The organism is Indibacter alkaliphilus LW1 (genome assembly GCF_000295935.2).
Lineage (GTDB): Bacteria > Bacteroidota > Bacteroidia > Cytophagales > Cyclobacteriaceae > Indibacter > Indibacter alkaliphilus.
Genome location: NZ_ALWO02000011.1, coordinates 22,466 through 39,905, shown reverse-complemented (window position 1 = coordinate 39,905; position 17,440 = coordinate 22,466). Strand labels below are relative to the sequence as shown.

The following is a 17,440-nucleotide window of genomic DNA, read 5'->3' as shown; positions in this document are numbered from 1 at the left end:
AAGACTGTCGTAAAGTTGGTCCTAGACTAAGTCTTGAACCAAAAAATCAACAAGCACTATTGAAGAAACAACAATTGTGAACTAAATTAATTTACATTTTTCAATCAAAACTTTTATCCATGAGCAGAAAATACAAAATCAGAGATCAGGAAAAACTTTACTTTGTGACTTTTACTATCGTTGAATGGATAGATTTATTCACAAGACGGGTTTACAGATACATTTTAATGGATTCATTTCGTTACTGTCAGCAGAACAAAGGTTTAGATCTATGTGCTTTTTGCATTATGTCTTCCCATGCGCACTTTATAATAGGTAGAAATTGCGAGCAGCCCTTGGAAGGGATTATCAGAGATGTCAAGAAATTCACTTCAGTAAAAATCATCGAAGAAATCCAAATGAATTCCCAGGAAAGCAGAAAAGATTTTTTGCTCTGGCATTTTAGTAAAGCAGGTAAATTCAACCCCAACAATAAAAGTTTTCAAGTATGGCAGCAACACAGTCATCCTATAGAACTGAACACTAATAATAAGCTACTAAGGTGTCTAAACTATATCCACTATAATCCAGTCGAAGCGGGAATCGTACTTTCGTCTGAAGAATATCTGTACAGCAGTGCTGCAAATTATGCAGGCTTGACGGATAGGCTGATGGATGTGATTTTGGTGGAGTAGTAGTTCAAGACTTTGTCTTGGACTAGTATAGTTGCAGTCTTCAGACTGCTTTTTCACAGTCTAAAGACTGTGATGTTTTTGGTCCAAGTCTGAAGACTTGAACCAGTCTGTCAACCCTTCAAGAAACTCCTCAAATCCATCTGCTGAATCCCATCAAAAGTATTCCCATCAAACTTGTCCATGGTGATGACGGTTTTTGGGTAGTTGTCGTTGATTTTTTGAAGATTGCCAAATTCCCTTTCCATCGTTTTGGTTTCGTTCAGGGTTAGCGCAACCTGATAGTAGGTGGTTTCTCCATCTTTTTGACAAACAAAATCAATCTCCTCATTTCCCAATACACCAACTTTGACTTTATATCCTTTGAAGAGTAAATGATTGTACACCACATTTTCCAGAATCTTGCCTCTGTCTTCAGGTCGGTAGCCCCAAATTCCGTGTCGGATTCCGAGATTTTCGAAGTAATACTTGTCACCTATCTCAAACAAACGCTTTCCCACTATGTCAAACCGTGGTACTTTGTGGATCAAAAACGCATTGCACAAATACTCGGTGTATGTTTGTACCTGATTGTGTGCCATATTTATTTTTTGGGATTTTAAAAAATCAGAAATTTTCTTCGCTGAAAACAGGCTTCCTGTATTGCTTGCCAAAAAAAAGACAAGCTGCTCAAGAAATGTCGTATTCCTTACTCTATACCTGTTGATGATATCGCGGTATACAATTGTTCCATAAATGTTTTTTAAATACTCGAAGACAATGTGATCTTTCAGTTCCAAATGCTTTAAATATGGCAATCCTCCATATTTCAAATATTTTTCAAGGTTTTCAGACCTGTCCTCCAATTGATGAAATTCCAAAAATTCGAGGTAGGAAAGGCTGTAAACTGTAATTTCTATATACCTTCCGCTAAGGTTCCCAGCGATATCACCAGAAAGCAAATTGGCATTACTTCCGGTACAATAGATATCGAGTTCTTCATCCAAGAGCAATGACCTTAATGCATCCCCAAAATCTACAATATCCTGTATTTCATCAATAAATACATAATTCATCCTACCAGACACTTTTTTGTCCCTGACATACTGGTGCAGGTCTTTGGCTTCTTTCATCCACGCAAAATCAAGGTCTTCTTTGTTGATGTAAATTACCGGGGTATTGATGTCTTTATCTTGAAGTTCCTGAATTAGCTGATACAACAAATAACTTTTCCCGACCCTTCTCTGTCCGGTCAAAACTTTCACCAAACCTTTTCCAATAAAGGGTTTAATCTTATCCAGGTAATCCTGACGGGTATTTAAATTTTTGGGTATCTGGAACATATATGTAATTATGATTACAAGAATATACAAATATACAACTTATTATAAACATACTTACAACTTAATCAAAAATATCAAAATGTTGTAATCATACTTACAACTTTTAACTCATCACTTAACCTCCATAAATTCCTCGATCCACTTATATACTCTATTTGGCGTGTAGAAAAACTGGGCAATCATCGGTATGTGTTTCTTCCTTTTTTGTAGGTGAAAATTGGGCTCAGGTTCTAATTTTTTATATTCTTCCAAAAACCTTTCCGTTGTCTTTTCTATCCCGGGAAGCGTTCTTCCGCCCATCATGATCAACATAGGGGGATCATTTTCATCTAAGTAGTAGATCGGAGAGGTATCTTTCCATACCAGTGAGTCATCTGTAAATGCACGGAGATATTTTGTCCCTGGCTCATAATTCATTTCTTTCAAAAACCAATGCATATCCAGACCCGCCGCATCTATGAGAATTGTTCCCACGATGGGATTTTCCACGCCCAAGGTGTCAAAATATTCATTCCGAACAGAAATCAAACTTGCCAAATGCCCACCCGCAGAATGTCCCGAGACGAATATCCTTTCAGGATCACCTCCATAAGTATTGATGTTTTCCTCAGTCCATTTAACAGCCTGCGCAGATGTCTTTGCCATGTCATGAACTTGATAGTCGGGACTGAGTGGATAATCAATGATGACTGCTAAGATGCCCTTCCTTGCCAATCTTGCTCCAAGAAAGTTGTAGATATCTTTATTCCCTGATTGCCAACTGCCGCCATGGATAAAGAGCATAACTGGCTGCTTGCCATCTGCCTTTTTGGGAGCAAAGACATTCAATTGTTTTTCAGGAAGATTCTCTAAAAGTCCCTTTTCCATATAGGTGATTTCTTTACTCCGCTGAACCCGTTTTAGAGAACAAGAAAAAGATATCAACAAAAGCATGGTGTAAGCAAGATAACCGGAGTGAAATTTCATGGATTTAATTAAAGAACGTTTCAACTTTGATAACAAACGTAGCATAGCAGTGTTTTAAATTATCAATTCTACATTCCATATCCTTTGTCCAAGCATTATTATAGAACAAAAAGTTAGGACCTGTGTATTTTATATTAGAAAAAGATCATCTGTTACATTTTTATCAAAATCATCGTCTTTACAGTATGAAGCCTTACTTAAGATTCTAATCCACCTTAAATTCCAAATTTCCTTTCTCCCTTATAATCAGTAAATTTATCCTTATGGAAAAGCAAGAGCTGAAAAACAAAGTTGAAGAGCCAACTTCAGCATACGGTAGTTACACTTATGCGGATTACCTGACTTGGCAGATGGAAGAAATGGTCGAGTTGATCAAAGGTAAGGTTTTCAAACAGGCAGCAGCTCCTAGAAGAATTCATCAAGATGTTTCTGGGAAAATTTTTAATATGCTTTACAACTTTCTGGAAAGGCAACCTTGTAAAATTTATGCTGCTCCTTTCGATGTAAGGCTCCCTGGGAAGTCAAAAAAACACGAGGACATTGATACGGTTGTTCAGCCGGATATCTGCGTGGTATGTGATCCTGATAAATTAGATGAACTAGGATGTATCGGCGCACCCGACCTAGTCGTAGAGATCCTATCCCCAGGAAACAACAAAAAAGAACTCCAAAATAAATATGAAGTGTACGAAGAATCAGGCGTGAAAGAATACTGGGTAATTCATCCCAATGAATGTACTTTGTTGATCTACACCTTGGTCAAGGAAAAGTATATAGCTTCAAGACTGTTTACCATAGGCGACATAGTAAAGTCCAATGCTGTAGCTGGTTTTGAACTTGATCTGACCGAAGTATTCGAGAATCTACAACATTAGCACTGAAGGGGATATACGAGCCGCTTACTCCACCAAATTTTTATAAATCTTCCCATCCTTCATAATTACCACAAACTTTTCGGCAGGATTGGCAATCAATGAAAGGTCAGCCAAAGGGTTACCATCCACTAAAATCAAATCTGCCAAGGCTCCTTCTTCCACCACGCCCAATCTGCCAGGATAGGGACTTCTTAGCCCCGAAAGCTGTAGCAACTCAGCATTGTCCGCTGTGACCATCTTGAGAATTTCAGCATTACTAAACCACTGCTGAAGGCGTAGGATATAGGAATTCTGCTGTTCGTTCAGCTCTGGTTCGAACAAAAAATCTGTCCCCCAAGCGATCTTCAACTTCATCTTTTTGGCCATAGGCCAAAGTTGCGCTTGGCCCTCAATCACAGGCTTACGTTTTTCGACTCTTTGTGGATCCATATCAGGAGTGCTCTCCACAAGGTTTTGTGTACTCAACCACACCCCTTTTCTCTTCATCAATCTCAAAGTCTTCTGATCCAGCATCTGCCCATGTTCCACGCATTTGACACCTGCCTTGATAGCTCTCTGCACGGCTCTAGGAGTATAGGCATGCACCATTACATAGGTACCCCAATCCTCCGCCGCTTCGACAGCAGCCCGCATTTCATCAAAAGTATATTGGGTCACATCCACAGGGTCATAAGCAGAGGAAGTGCCTCCTCCTGCCATCAACTTGATCTGACTGGCACCAAAGCGCAAGTTTTCTCTTGTGGCAGTCAAAACTTCATCTCGTCCATCTGCAATAAAAGTAGCATTGAAACGCTCTGCTCTTGAAGGCTCACCGAAGAACCTTCTAGACTTTTCGTCAGGTGTTCTGAAGTCTCCATGTCCGGCTGTCTGCGAAATCGTAGCTCCCGATGGCCAAATTCTTGGGCCTGTAAGTTTGCCTGCATCTATCCCCATTTTCAAAGGAAAGATAGGACCGCCCGCATCCCTTACAGAGGTAAAGCCTCGCATCAGCATCCTTTCCGCATTACCACCTACCTTCTCCATGATCACTCCCTCAGAAAGCATGGGCGACATCATTTCCCGCATGGTCAGTGCTCCAAATGCCATATGGACATGCACATCAATGAGTCCAGGCATCAGTGTCCTTCCTGACCCATCAATTATCTTTGCTTCTCCTGGATTTTCTGTTCCAGAAAAGATGTTTTTTATCTTTCCTTCTTCGATCAAGACATTTCTTGGGCTGGTCAAAGATCCTGAGTTCAAATCCAATAATCTTACATTTGTGAATATGATTTTTTCCTCATTTTGTGCCCAAGCGGAAAGGCTCGCAAAGAATAAAAGGAGATATGTGATATAGGTATATTGAATTCGTTGTCTCATGGTGTGAAAAATTTTCAATAATTTAATGAAAAAGTAAGGTTATGACAGTGAATTTACTGATAAATGTACTTTCAAAGACTGGAAATTAACTCAATTAGAACTACAAAACCCTAAAACAAATCCCGCATATATTCACTTTATACACTAAAATGAAACACTTATGAAGAATATATCTCTGTTGATTTTCAATTCGCTTACATTCTGTTTAACGTTATTTTTAAATTATCTGTACGGTTCGGGCGTTGGCGAAAGAAAATCTGTTGGTGAAATCAGTAATCAGTTTGATACTCTGATTACTCCTGCAGGTTATGCTTTTGCGATTTGGGGGGTGATTTATTTGTTGCTTTTTGGCTTTTTGCTTTTTCAATGGATATCTTTTTTCAAAAAGCAAAACCATAAATCCCTGGTACCTGCTTCCGTCTGGTTTGGACTTTCAAATATTTTCAATGGCATGTGGATAGTTGTTTGGACTTCTGAAATGATAGGCACTTCCGTATTGGTTATTTTTGCTCTTTTGGGCTGCCTGATGGTTTTGGTGTTCAGGTTGAGACTTGAAATCTGGGATGCGCCATTAGATATTATTGCTTTTGTCTGGTGGCCAATCTGCATTTATACTGGATGGGTTGTAGTAGCCACTGTAGTCAATACCTCTGTTTTGTTTTACACGTTGGACTTTCTTGAAAACCATGTGATGTGGACTGTCATGGTCTTGATCGTTGCGACAATAATTTATCTTTTATTGATTAATTCTAGAAATATGAGGGAAGCGGCATTGGTTGGTGTATGGGCTTATTTGGCTATATTTTTCAGGCAATTGGAAAATGAAACTCTCATAGCATACTCAGCTTTGATCTTAGCAGGAATTCTGTTTTTGTCAAGTATCTACCATGCTTATAAAAACCGTCGTACAAATCCCCTAGCAAAATTACTTGGTAAGTAATTAAAGTGGTCTTTGAGTGACCAATATCTTGTATGATTTTGAAAGGCAGTACCCCCCTTTTTTTAGTTAATAGCTTTGGTTCTTATTTTTTTGAGTGTTATAACTGAGGATTAAGGAATTATACATTGTTATTTGAAACTCTGATTTCCGTATCCTGTCCTTAAAAAATTGGTTTACAATAACTTAACAAACAAAATTTTGCATTGGTCAAAATTATCCATTAAATTCCGAGATAAAATTTGGAAAAATTGCTTCTCACCCCTTAGCTCAGCACCACAAACCGGGGCAATTTACCAATCTTCTAAACTTGAAATTTATGGAAATAGGAATTATAGGCGGCACCCGATTGGCGCTTTACCTAGGCGACATTCTGTCTTCAAGAGCGAATATAGTTCACTTTGGGGTCAGGCAGGATTTTGAAGCCAAAGGGATTGAGTGGAAAATCTTAAAAATGTCTCCAGGAAAAGTCAGTACCTACAAAGAAGTAATTGAAGAGTCTGTTTTTTTACTCATATGCTGTGAAAATGAATACCTATATGGGGTGGCAGAAGAATTGGCTGAAGCCGACCTTTCTGGGAAAATTATTATTGACTGCACAAATGCCATTTACGCAGACGATACACCTTGCAATACTGATGTCTTAAAACTGGCAGTGAATGAAGGGTATCTATTTAAGGCCTTTAATAATCTGGGGTTGGATTATCCACTCACAGATCCTATGGGGCTGGTCAAAGAAACTTATTTTTGCGGCCCGGATATTCCTGAAAAAAAGATTGTAAGCAGACTTATTGCTACAATTGGCTTCAAAGGTGTCGATGCTGGGGGATTGGAAAATGCCCGTCTATTGGAAGCAGTTTATCACCTAAGGAAAGAAATCAGTCTGCAGAAAAATGAAAATTTAGACTATCATTTTAAACTTATCGGGGTTTGACAGAGGTTTTTCTAAGGTTTTGCAGTTCTACCTTCCATTATCCTGAAAAATAGAATGTGGGCCATTCTTCGGGCGTGTTCTTTTGCAAAATCTGCGTTTTTTCCCATAAAATAAGTATCCAATGTGCTGAACCAGAGTTCAAGCCAATGGCCAAAATGAGCTTGTTGGATACTATTGCCGGTGTTTTTGTCTACCTCCTTGTGAACAGGTACTGGGCTGAACTTCCCGGCCCCTGGTCCCGAATTTAGGATTACGATCTCCCAAAAGTCTGTGAGTCTTTCCAAATGCGATTCCCAATCATCTACAATTCCATTGAAAATAGGGCCCAGTTTATCATGATTTCGGACCTGGGCATAAAAGCTCCTCACTAAATGGCTGACATCAGTCCGTGATTCTATATCTTTTCTAATTTGTATCATTCTCCAAAATATGTTCTAGGATTTCAAGCTTTCCATCGATTGAATCAGGAATTGGTAACCCCAATATCTTACAAATCAAAGGATATACATGAAAGTTCTCGAATGAAGGTATTTTATGTGAATTTTTGATATCCGGACCATTGGCATAAAAAATCCCGTGCATATCCTTGTACTTCGGGCTGTATCCATGTTCTCCAAATTCATTTGTTTTGAACATTGCGGCCCGGTTTTGGTATTTTACCATATCCTGAGAGGTGGCCAAATAAAAGCCCAGATCAGGAAGAATCAAAAGATCACCTAATCTATTGCCGTAAGTTTCTGTATTCTGATAGTAGTCTTTATCCTTTATTTTTGCCACTTTGAAAGGCCCCTCTACTGCATTGAGTTTGAGGTAAATTTCTTCTATCTCCAAAGGGTTATCCAGATATAGATGAGCCAGTGCTCCATTGTTGATCACACGTGCTTTGACTTTCTCAGTGATATGATCAAGGTTCAAAAGGTTTTCCCGGGGAACATTTGTCATTCCATGGTCTGATACTATAAAAATATTGATTTCTTCATCGAAACTTTTTAACCCCTCAAATAATGCCCCAAGCTCCCTGTCAAGTTTGGTGATTTTCTTTTTTAACTCCTCATTATTATTTGGCCCATACCTATGACCTACATCATCCATGTCAGAAAAATACAACGTTATCAACCTTGGTCTTTCTTCTTCCGGCAATTGAAGCCATTCAAATACCTTGGAAATTCTTGTTAAGTTGGAAATCTTACCATCATAATTATAAAAGTAAGAAGGTTGAAGTCCTTGGACTGGAGCCTCTGTTCCGACAAAAAAATAGCTTGCCGCTTTGATATCATTTTGCTCTGCCAATACCCACAATGGAGTTCCCCCATACCAATAACCATCCTCAACAATACTTCTATCATTGATGACATAGGTTTGATCTTTCTCTGGTTCGTAAAATGCATTATTGACCAAACCATGATTTTCGGGTTTCATTCCTGTGGCTATGCTATAATGATTTGGAAATGTCTTGCTTGGAAATGAAGGAATCAAAGAATGCGCAGCAGTACCTCCTTGGATAAATCTGGAAATATTTTCGGGTCTGAACCTTTCAGTATAATCATGCCTGTAGCCATCCAGTGAAATCAAGATGACATAGGGGTTTCTTTCCTGAGCCCAAGCAAAGCTTGTCAATATGAAATTCAGTAAAAATATAAGACTATTCGCTTTTGTCATGTGAGTTTGTTTAACTGAGGCTTAAATGTAAAGTCTGGAGTCTTCCAATACAAAGACAATTCATTGTAAAGGTGAAAATCCTTTGGTGTACCAACTCTTCCAACCTCTTAACAGGATACTTCAGGATAGTGTCAATAGTACATAATGAGTATATTGTAAGTGGAAATCGAAAATTTCAAAAATATTGACCCAATTACTATGAAAAAATTTCTACTTGCCTTGGCGATTTTTTTAGTCCCCTGTATTTCTCTTTTTGCAAAATTAAGTGTTGTCCAGTTGCGTACCGAAAATCAGATTAATCCGATTGGAATGGATGTCAAAGTGCCCCGGTTTACCTGGTATCTTGAATCGGAAAAAAGAAATACCCTTCAGAAAGCTTATGAAATCAGGATTTCCACAAGTGAAAATTTCAGGCAAATGTTATGGACCTCCGGCAAAGTAGAATCCGACCAATCTGTCTTAGTTGAATACGAAGGCTCTCCACTTGAGTCCAATACAACTTATTTCTGGCAGGTAAGGACTTGGGATAATCATGGGCAGTCATCTGGTTGGAGCAAAACAGGAAGCTTTAGGACTGGTTATTTTGATCCGGCAGACTGGTCGGCTGATTGGGTGGGCTTGGGATTTGAGGAGGATGAAAATAGGTCCAGTCCCTATTTCAGGAAAGAATTTTCAAGTACTAAAAAAATCAAGTCCGCAACAGCTTACATCACAGCAAGAGGTTTGTATCAAGCGTATCTTAATGGTGAGAAAATCGGAGATGACTATCTCACCCCGGGTTGGACAGCCTACCAAGACCGGATACAGTATCAGGTTTATGACGTGACTGATAAAGTCAAAAGCAAAAATGCGCTTGGAGTCGTGTTGGGATCTGGCTGGTATAGGGGCTACATAGGTTTTTCAGGGCAGAAAAACTATTATGGAGATGAAATATCCTTTTTGATGGAGCTGGTTTTGGAGTATGCTGACGGGACAAAGGAAAGGATACTGTCAGATGATTCCTGGACGTGTAATTATGGGCCGATCCTTAGTGCAGATATTTACAATGGAGAAATTTACGATGCCCGGATGGAAATGGCAGGTTGGAACAAGGAAGGTTTTAACCAGACAAATTGGAAAGCGGTACAAATTAAAGATTACGGATATGAAAGCTTAGTGGCTACCTACAATGAACCTATAAGGAAGCAGGAGACTTTCAAGCCGATAGAGATGATCACAACACCCAAAGGAGAAAAAGTGCTTGACTTTGGACAGAATCTGGTAGGGTGGGTGCAATTCAAAGTGAAGGGGAAATCCGGTGATAAATTCAGGATGACGCATGCCGAAATCCTGGATAAAGACGGGAATTTCTACACCGAAAATCTACGGGCGGCAAAAGCAGAGTTGATTTACACCCTCAAAGAAGGCGAGCAGACTTACGAGCCACATTTCACATTTTTTGGTTTTAGGTATATCAGGATTGATGATTTTGAAGGAGATATCATTCCTGAAGATTTTACCGCTGTGGCATTGTACTCCGATATGGAAAAGACCGGCGAGTTTGCCAGTTCTCACGAATTGATCAACCAATTGCAGCACAATATCCAATGGGGGCAAAGGGGTAATTTCCTGGATGTGCCCACTGACTGCCCTCAAAGGGATGAAAGGTTGGGCTGGACGGGAGATGCTCAGGCATTTTCCAGAACTGCAGCCTATAATTTCAATGTGCACTCCTTTTTCACCAAATGGCTTAGAGATCTTGAACTGGATCAGAGAGAGGATGGTGCGGTGCCTTTTGTCATTCCGAATGTGCTTGGGAAAGATGCGGCTGGTTCTGCTGGTTGGGCAGATGCTGCTACAATCATTCCATGGGACATGTACATGGTATATGGCGACAGAAGAATATTGGAAGAACAATATGAGAGTATGGTGAATTGGGTGGGATTTATGGAAAGTAATTCAAAAGATCACCTTTGGAATACCGGTTTTCACTTTGGAGACTGGTTGTTTTACAGACCGGATGACGACAATGACGGAAGGGCTGCTGTTACAGATAAGTACCTGATTGCTCAATGTTTTTTTGCCCATTCGGTACAGATCATGATCCATACGGCAAAGGTATTGGGGAAAGAAGCTGACCAAAAGAATTACGAAGCATTATTGAAAAATGTAAAAGATGCCTTTTTGAAAGAGTATGTCACTCCTAATGGGCGCTTGGTGTCCAGCACACAGACTGCCTATGTATTGGCTTTGCACTTTGATATGTTGCCTGAAAGTATGCGGGAAGATGCAGCAAAAAGGTTGGTGGAGAACATCAGATCCTATGGGGTGCACTTGACTACTGGATTTTTGGGTACTCCCTACCTCAATCATGTGCTAAGCAGGTTTGGGTATGATGGCCTAGCCTTTGAACTTTTGCTAAGAGAAAAATATCCTTCTTGGCTGTACCCGGTCACCATGGGAGCCACCACCATTTGGGAGAGATGGGATGGGATCAAACCCAACGGTGATGTGCAGGTGCCAAGCATGAACTCCTACAACCATTATGCTTACGGTGCTATCGGCGATTGGATGTATAGAAATCTTGCTGGAATCGATACTGATCCTGAACATCCCGGGTACAAAGAATTTGTAGTAAAGCCATTACTTGGGGGAGGTTTTACCCATGCAAAGGGAGCTCTTGATACCTATTATGGAAAGATTGTTTCAGAGTGGAAGCTTGACAATGGGCAATTCAGCCTAGAGGTTCAAGTGCCTGTCAATACACGGGCAACAGTATATATCCCATCCACAAGCAGCTCAACCGTCAAAGAAAACAACAATTCCATTTCATCCAGTCAATCACTAAAAATCCTGGGTGAGGAAAATGGTTATGTCAAAGTTGAAATAGGATCTGGGATATATACTTTCACTCGGTAAATAAGATCTGTCACTTTCTATGAAAAAAATATACCTTTTATTCTTGGCATTGATGCTGAGTTACGGACAAGTTTTTGCACAGCTTAAGATTCAAAATGTCAGAGTAGAATACAGCGTGCCAAAAGATGGCATTACTATAAATACTCCTAACCCGCGTTTCTCCTGGCAATTGTTGGCTGGAGAAGAAAGAAATGGAGTTGTACAAGAGGCTTACTCGATTCAAGTAAATGATAAAAAAGGCTTCGAAGTCTGGAACTCAGGAAAGATAGCAAGTTCTTCCGCTATTGGTATCAACTTGAATGGCAGCAATTTATTGAAGCCCAATAGTAATTACACATATCGTCTTCGGGTATGGGATAATGAAGGCTATGAAGCAGTCCATGAGGGTGATTTTTTCACGGGGCTTTTTGATGATTCCTATGATGCTTGGTCAGGCGCAAAGTGGATAGGAGGGGGAGATAATGACCTGGTATTTTATTCTCACTATTTTTCTGTCTATAAATTCCACTATGGTATTCAGATAGTGGAAAACTCTGATCAAGCAGCCTTTGTTTTTGGTGCAAATGATGCAAGGTTGATGGATTCAAATTTGAATATCCAAGGAGTAGAAAGTGGGAAGAATGACAGTTTCATTGCTTTTGAATTGGATATTTCCGGTTTGAAGGAAGCAGGAGGATTGGCTAAGTTGCATGTATATCGTGTGGGTTATGACCTTTCGGACAAGAGAGATGAGATCTTCAAAAGTCTAGAGATTCCTAAGTCAATTATCAATTTAGGGAATATGCATGAGCGACATGACATTTTTGCAGAATCCAATTTTGGAGTTTTTACCATTTACATCAATGGAGAAAATCCTGAAAACAGAATCTCCCCTTTTGATCCAAATGCACCTCGTTTCCAACAACAGGGACTTAATCTTAATCCGATTGGAGCAGGGAATAATTTTATCAGCTTCCCTATGCTTGGTGATATCGGTTTTTGGTTAAAGGCTGGGCAGAATGCGAATTTCTTCGGAGTACAGATTCGCAATTTCAGACAGCCTTCCAATTTGCTTTTTTTTGAAAAATTAAATGATTCTAAAAGTATTTTTTATGGTCCAGGCTTAAGCATCAGCGGAAATAAATATCAGTTGAGTGGAGGTCAAAACGGTACATTGATACTGGCAGATCCCAGTAGAAATGCAAGTCCAATGTTAAGAACGGTTTTTAGAACTGAAAATAAGAAAATTGAAAATGCTAGATTGTATATCACAGCAAGGGGAATTTATGAAGTATATGCAAACGGATACCGTGTAGGAAATGATTATTTCAATCCTGGCCTGACCCAATATGACAAACATCATCCCTATCAGGTTTACTCCATTGATCTGGAACAGGATTCTGAAAATGTAATTGCGGCTTGGTTGAGTGAAGGCTGGTGGTCTGGCAATATTACTTACAGTGGTGAGAATTGGAATTATTTTGGAGACAGGCAATCGCTCTTGGCGAAACTGGTTATCAGTTATGAAGATGGTTCTGAGCAGATTGTGGTTTCAGATCCTGAGACTTGGAAAATTTATCACGATGGCCCGATTAGGTATGGAAGTTTTTTTCAGGGAGAGGTATATGATGGTGGAAAGGAATTAAATGGTTGGACTGAAAAAGGGTTTGATGATGGTGACTGGAAATTTTCTCAGGAAGTGCCCTTAGAAGGAACAGCTTTTATGGATCCTAATGGAAATCCCCAAAGTGCTGAGCTTATCCGCGGCTATGATCAAATGAAATTCATCTATCATCAGGATCCTAGCCCTAAAATTGTAAAAACACTACATGCAAAAAGTGTGGAGGAGGTAAGACCTGGGGTTTTTGTGTATGATATGGGGCAGAATTTGGTTGGTTTTCCAAAAATCCAATTGAAGGATGCAAGACCGGGTCAAAAGGTTACTATGCGTTTTGCTGAGGTAAAGTATCCTAATTTGCCTGAACATGAGGGATTGGAAGGAATGATTATGTTGGAAAATATCCGTGCTGCTTTGGCTCAGGACATTTTTATTGCTAAAGGTGGAAATGAAGTCATCCAACCCCGCTTCACTTTTCATGGTTACAGGTTTTTGGAAATTACCGGAATTGATAATGCTATTCCGATTGAAGACGTACAAGGGTTGGTGGTCAGTTCCATTGATGAGCTGACAGCACATTATGAAACTTCAAATCCACTGGTGAATAAACTTTGGGAAAATATTACTTGGTCTATGCGAGGGAACTTCCTTTCTATTCCTACTGATACTCCCGCAAGAAATGAACGTATGGGCTGGTCGGGTGATATCAATGTTTTTGCCCGAACAGCTACTTATATGGCTGATGTCAACCTCTTTCTTAAAAGGCATCTGTTGGCTATGAGGGATATTCAAAAACCTGATGGTCGCTTTCCAGATGTAGCCCCAGTGGGTGGTGGTTTTGGAGGGACATTATGGGGAGCTGCTGGGATTATCGTTCCTTGGGAAACTTATCTCCAATATGGAGATGAAAAAGTGCTTTCAGATCATTACAGTGCTATGCAGCGGTATGTGGATTTTTTGGAGGATAAAACCTCTGGCGAAGGGATTTTAAATGAAGGCCCATTAGGAGACTGGCTTAGTCCCGAAAACAATAAAAACGACAATACTTTGCTTTGGACTGCATATCAGATTTACTGTTTGGAAATCTTGGAGAAGGTTTCAGAGATTTTAGGCAGTGAGTCAGAGAGGGGAAAATACCACTCAAAATGGGCTGAAAGAAGAGCCTTTTTTAACAAGACGTATTTGAATAGTGACGGCAAGACCATTAAATCCGGAATGCAAACTGGAGTAATGCTTCCTCTAGGAGAATCAGCAGCAGTTCATCAATCGGCTAAAGGGCAATTGGTTGACACACAAGGTTCCTATGCAATTGCTCTTGATATGGGTGCAGTGGAGGAAAAATATAAAGAGAGGACATTGTCAAATTTTTTGGAAACCATACAGCGTAAAAATGTAGATGACCTGGACCAGAATAGACCCGAGTATTCTTTGATGACAGGTTTTATCGGAACGGCTTCTATCGCGACAGCACTTTCAGAGGCTGGCAAACATGAAACAGTTTATCGTTTATTGCAACAGACCTCTTATCCCTCTTGGCTATATTCTGTAGTCAATGGTGCTACTACCATCTGGGAAAGGCTGAATTCTTTTACAATAGAAGATGGCTTTGGCGGCAATAATAGTATGAATTCTTTCAATCATTATTCGTTTGGTGCTATTGGAGCTTGGATGATAAATTATTCCTTGGGAATACAGCGAGATCTAAGCTCTCCGGGATTTCAAAAATTTGTATTGCAGCCCAAACCTGACCCAGATGAAGTCATGACTTGGGCAAAGGGTCATTACGATTCCATGTACGGAAGAATTGAAAGCAGCTGGAAGATCGAGGAGGATTCTATCATTTATGAATTTTCCGTACCTACCAATACCGAGGCAATACTAAAGCTTCAAGCTTCGGACATTACTCAAGTAATTTTAAGTGGGAAGCTGCTTAAAGAAGCATTGGGTATTAAAGTGCTGGATCAGGAAGAAGGTATTGTAAAGATTCTACTTGGATCAGGGAGGTATCAATTTAAAGTGGAAAAAGGAAATAGACCTGTCAGGGTTCAAAAACCTGACAGGTCTATATTTTAACTGAAGATCATTGTTGAGAGTGCAGGGCAATCCTATTTCCTTCAGAATCTGCGAAAAGTGCCATATAGCCTACATCCTTTGCAATCAGTGTTTTTTCCTGAAGGACTTTGCCTCCGGCTACCTTGACTTTTGAAAGTTCAGTATCAATGTCTACAGAAGAAAAGTAAACCAAAACACCTTTGTCACTGGGCTGGTAGTCCTCCTTGTGTCTGACCAGGCTACCGCCAGCGCCCTTTTGCTCATGGTCCCAAGGGAACCATGCCATATCAAAAGGACCCATTTGGTTTCTTTCCAATTGACAATCAAAAACTTTTCCGTAAAAAGACATAGCTCTTTCCATATCTGAGACAGGTATTTCAAACCAGCCGACTACTACATGTTTCATTTTTTCTAATTTAGTGTTTTAGGATTCCTTATTTTGAATGTATATTAAATCTGCTCTTTGATACACAATTTATGTGTTTTCATTGATCTAATCAGAATTGAAAAAATAAATATTCCACTCGTAAAAAAAGAAGGTGGAATCTGTTGATTTTTGACAATATTCCAGATCAAACCCAATTGGACCATGAACAAAATAACAACACTAATGCTCGGGCTTGCCATTCTTTTGACAGCCCAAGTGCAGGCGCAGGAAATAGCCCTGCAAATGTACAGTCTTCGCAACCAGACCAAAGATGATGTCAAAGGTTCTCACCAGCTTGTAGCTGATTGGGGGATCAAATTCCTTGAAGGAGGAGGTACATACGGAATGACCCAAGAAAAATACAAGAAAATGATCTCCGAAATGGGCCTTTCTGTTATTGGAGTCGGGGCTGATTACAATGACCTGAAAAACAATAATATCCAGAAGATCATTGACCAGGCAAAAGCTTATGGAGCAAAATATGCGACTTGTTTTTGGATACCTCATGATGGTGATGGAAGCTTTTCGATCAAGGAAACCAAAGAAGCGATAGAGGTTTTCAATAAAGCAGGGGCAGAGTTGAAAAAAGCAGGCGTCACCCTATTGTACCATCCTCACGGTTATGAATTTACTTCGCATGGCTCAGGTGTTTTGTTTGACGAAATGGTCAAAAATGCCAAAAACTACAAGTTTAACATGGATGTATATTGGGTGCAAATGGGCGGAGGAGATCCTGTTGCCTATTTCAAAGCAAATCCAAAACTGTATCCACTACTTCACCTGAAAGACCGGGAAAAAGGAACTCCAGGATCCAAAGACGGTAGAGGGGATGTGGAGACTAATGTGGTTCTTGGAGAAGGAGATGTCGATATCAAAACTCTGATAGAATTGGCGGTCAAGCATAAAATAGACTATTTGGTGATAGAAGATGAGTCATCCAGATCTGTAGAGCAGATTTCTCAAAGTGTTGCCTATATCAATAAGGTCAAGAGCCAGGCCAAATGACCGATTTTAGGGTAAGGTTTTGTATCTGGAATTAATTGCAGTAGCTTTGCAGTCCTTTTAATAAATCATATACCAAGCGGTTCAATTACCCGCTTTATCAAAAATTGAAATGGACAAGAAGCAGGCAATAGATCAAGGAATTATGCTTCCGGTAATGGAAGCTTTTTATACCATTCAAGGAGAAGGGGTGCATACTGGCACCCCTGCTTATTTTATAAGACTTGGTGGATGTGATGTGGGATGCGTATGGTGTGATGTGAAAGAATCCTGGGAGGCAGAGAAGTGGCCTATATTATCTGTTGAGGATATCGTTAACCAAGCCCTTGAATATCCTGGGAGATTGGTTGTGATAACAGGTGGTGAACCTTTAATGTATGAGCTGGGTCCATTGACCGGTTTATTGAAGAAAAATGGTTTTACCATTAATATAGAGACATCTGGAGCACATCCATTTTCGGGTACTTTTGATTGGGTCTGTTTTTCTCCTAAAAAATTCAAAAAGCCACATCCAAGCATATATGAACATGCAAATGAGTTAAAAGTGGTTATTTTTCATAAATCTGACTTTGATTTTGCAGAAAAACATGCAGTTTTGGTAAATAAAAACTGTCATAAACTTTTGCAGCCGGAGTGGAGCAAATCATCTGTGCACTTGGGAAGTATCATAGATTATGTGAAATCCCGCCCGGAATGGAAGATTTCCCTTCAAACGCATAAGTTTATGGATATTCCATAAGC

General features: G+C 39.8%; 14 protein-coding genes. 8 read left to right on the top strand and 6 right to left on the bottom strand.

What is annotated here, in order from left to right:
* Positions 1–119 precede the first annotated feature (119 nt).
* Positions 120–674 (top strand): REP-associated tyrosine transposase, encoded by a 555-nt coding sequence (locus tag A33Q_RS01495; RefSeq protein ID WP_009034072.1) that lies wholly within the window; start codon positions 120–122, stop codon positions 672–674.
* Positions 675–784: 110 nt separating this feature from the next.
* Here A33Q_RS01495 and A33Q_RS01490 read toward each other — a convergent pair whose 3' ends face one another.
* Together A33Q_RS01490 and A33Q_RS01485 are read right to left on the bottom strand one after the other, a co-directional pair.
* Complete coding sequence (locus A33Q_RS01490; protein WP_009034071.1) at positions 785–1,993, bottom strand: ATP-binding protein; 1,209 nt, start codon at positions 1,991–1,993, stop codon at positions 785–787.
* A 111-nt stretch (positions 1,994–2,104) separates the two neighbouring features.
* A complete protein-coding gene (locus A33Q_RS01485; protein ID WP_009034070.1) occupies positions 2,105–2,959 on the bottom strand; it encodes an alpha/beta hydrolase in 855 nt (284 codons plus the stop codon).
* Between the two features lie 263 nt (positions 2,960–3,222).
* Between A33Q_RS01485 and A33Q_RS01480 the strand changes: the two genes are divergently transcribed.
* On the top strand, positions 3,223–3,834 hold the full coding sequence (locus A33Q_RS01480) for a Uma2 family endonuclease (protein ID WP_009034069.1): 612 nt from the start codon (positions 3,223–3,225) through the stop codon (positions 3,832–3,834).
* A 24-nt stretch (positions 3,835–3,858) separates the two neighbouring features.
* On the opposite strand, the gene A33Q_RS01475 is transcribed toward A33Q_RS01480, so the two are convergent.
* Positions 3,859–5,193: a metal-dependent hydrolase family protein gene (locus tag A33Q_RS01475; RefSeq protein ID WP_009034068.1), complete on the bottom strand. Its 1,335-nt coding sequence runs from the start codon at positions 5,191–5,193 to the stop codon at positions 3,859–3,861.
* Between the two features lie 160 nt (positions 5,194–5,353).
* On the opposite strand from A33Q_RS01475, the gene A33Q_RS01470 reads away from it, so the two are divergent.
* Both A33Q_RS01470 and A33Q_RS01465 read left to right on the top strand, forming a co-directional pair.
* Positions 5,354–6,133: a tryptophan-rich sensory protein gene (locus A33Q_RS01470; protein ID WP_009034067.1), complete on the top strand. Its 780-nt coding sequence runs from the start codon at positions 5,354–5,356 to the stop codon at positions 6,131–6,133.
* Between the two features lie 316 nt (positions 6,134–6,449).
* Entirely contained in the window at positions 6,450–7,064 is a 615-nt protein-coding gene (locus A33Q_RS01465) for an NADPH-dependent F420 reductase (RefSeq protein WP_009034066.1), read from the top strand.
* 11 nt (positions 7,065–7,075) lie between these two features.
* On the opposite strand, the gene A33Q_RS01460 is transcribed toward A33Q_RS01465, so the two are convergent.
* Both A33Q_RS01460 and A33Q_RS01455 read right to left on the bottom strand, forming a co-directional pair.
* Positions 7,076–7,483 (bottom strand): group III truncated hemoglobin, encoded by a 408-nt coding sequence (locus A33Q_RS01460; protein ID WP_009034065.1) that lies wholly within the window; start codon positions 7,481–7,483, stop codon positions 7,076–7,078.
* Positions 7,470–8,723, bottom strand: coding sequence for an alkaline phosphatase family protein (locus tag A33Q_RS01455; RefSeq protein ID WP_009034064.1), 1,254 nt, complete (start codon positions 8,721–8,723; stop codon positions 7,470–7,472). Before A33Q_RS01455 ends, A33Q_RS01460 begins: the two co-directional genes overlap by 14 nt.
* Before the next feature lie 198 nt (positions 8,724–8,921).
* Between A33Q_RS01455 and A33Q_RS01450 the strand changes: the two genes are divergently transcribed.
* Both A33Q_RS01450 and A33Q_RS01445 read left to right on the top strand, forming a co-directional pair.
* Positions 8,922–11,621: a glycoside hydrolase family 78 protein gene (locus tag A33Q_RS01450; protein WP_009034063.1), complete on the top strand. Its 2,700-nt coding sequence runs from the start codon at positions 8,922–8,924 to the stop codon at positions 11,619–11,621.
* Positions 11,622–11,640: 19 nt separating this feature from the next.
* Positions 11,641–15,291 (top strand): alpha-L-rhamnosidase, encoded by a 3,651-nt coding sequence (locus A33Q_RS01445; protein WP_009034062.1) that lies wholly within the window; start codon positions 11,641–11,643, stop codon positions 15,289–15,291.
* A 7-nt stretch (positions 15,292–15,298) separates the two neighbouring features.
* Here the strand turns inward: A33Q_RS01445 and A33Q_RS01440 are convergent, their stop codons facing one another.
* Entirely contained in the window at positions 15,299–15,676 is a 378-nt protein-coding gene (locus A33Q_RS01440) for a VOC family protein (RefSeq protein WP_009034061.1), read from the bottom strand.
* Positions 15,677–15,859: 183 nt separating this feature from the next.
* Here A33Q_RS01440 and A33Q_RS01435 point away from each other — a divergent pair, with 183 nt between their 5' ends.
* Positions 15,860–16,702, top strand: a complete 843-nt coding sequence (locus A33Q_RS01435) for a sugar phosphate isomerase/epimerase family protein (RefSeq protein ID WP_016254480.1) — start codon at positions 15,860–15,862, stop codon at positions 16,700–16,702.
* A 109-nt stretch (positions 16,703–16,811) separates the two neighbouring features.
* Positions 16,812–17,438, top strand: coding sequence for a 7-carboxy-7-deazaguanine synthase QueE (locus A33Q_RS01430; RefSeq protein WP_009034059.1), 627 nt, complete (start codon positions 16,812–16,814; stop codon positions 17,436–17,438).
* Positions 17,439–17,440: the final 2 nt, after the last annotated feature.

Bases quoted from the DNA above. Each gene is read 5' to 3' on its own strand.
- A33Q_RS01495 (WP_009034072.1), top strand. From the start codon at position 120: ATGAGCAGAAAATACAAAATCAGAGATCAGGAAAAACTTTACTTTGTG.
- A33Q_RS01490 (WP_009034071.1), bottom strand. From the start codon at position 1,993: ATGTTCCAGATACCCAAAAATTTAAATACCCGTCAGGATTACCTGGAT.
- A33Q_RS01485 (WP_009034070.1), bottom strand. From the start codon at position 2,959: ATGAAATTTCACTCCGGTTATCTTGCTTACACCATGCTTTTGTTGATA.
- A33Q_RS01480 (WP_009034069.1), top strand. From the start codon at position 3,223: ATGGAAAAGCAAGAGCTGAAAAACAAAGTTGAAGAGCCAACTTCAGCA.
- A33Q_RS01475 (WP_009034068.1), bottom strand. From the start codon at position 5,193: ATGAGACAACGAATTCAATATACCTATATCACATATCTCCTTTTATTC.
- A33Q_RS01470 (WP_009034067.1), top strand. From the start codon at position 5,354: ATGAAGAATATATCTCTGTTGATTTTCAATTCGCTTACATTCTGTTTA.
- A33Q_RS01465 (WP_009034066.1), top strand. From the start codon at position 6,450: ATGGAAATAGGAATTATAGGCGGCACCCGATTGGCGCTTTACCTAGGC.
- A33Q_RS01460 (WP_009034065.1), bottom strand. From the start codon at position 7,483: ATGATACAAATTAGAAAAGATATAGAATCACGGACTGATGTCAGCCAT.
- A33Q_RS01455 (WP_009034064.1), bottom strand. From the start codon at position 8,723: ATGACAAAAGCGAATAGTCTTATATTTTTACTGAATTTCATATTGACA.
- A33Q_RS01450 (WP_009034063.1), top strand. From the start codon at position 8,922: ATGAAAAAATTTCTACTTGCCTTGGCGATTTTTTTAGTCCCCTGTATT.
- A33Q_RS01445 (WP_009034062.1), top strand. From the start codon at position 11,641: ATGAAAAAAATATACCTTTTATTCTTGGCATTGATGCTGAGTTACGGA.
- A33Q_RS01440 (WP_009034061.1), bottom strand. From the start codon at position 15,676: ATGAAACATGTAGTAGTCGGCTGGTTTGAAATACCTGTCTCAGATATG.
- A33Q_RS01435 (WP_016254480.1), top strand. From the start codon at position 15,860: ATGAACAAAATAACAACACTAATGCTCGGGCTTGCCATTCTTTTGACA.
- A33Q_RS01430 (WP_009034059.1), top strand. From the start codon at position 16,812: ATGGACAAGAAGCAGGCAATAGATCAAGGAATTATGCTTCCGGTAATG.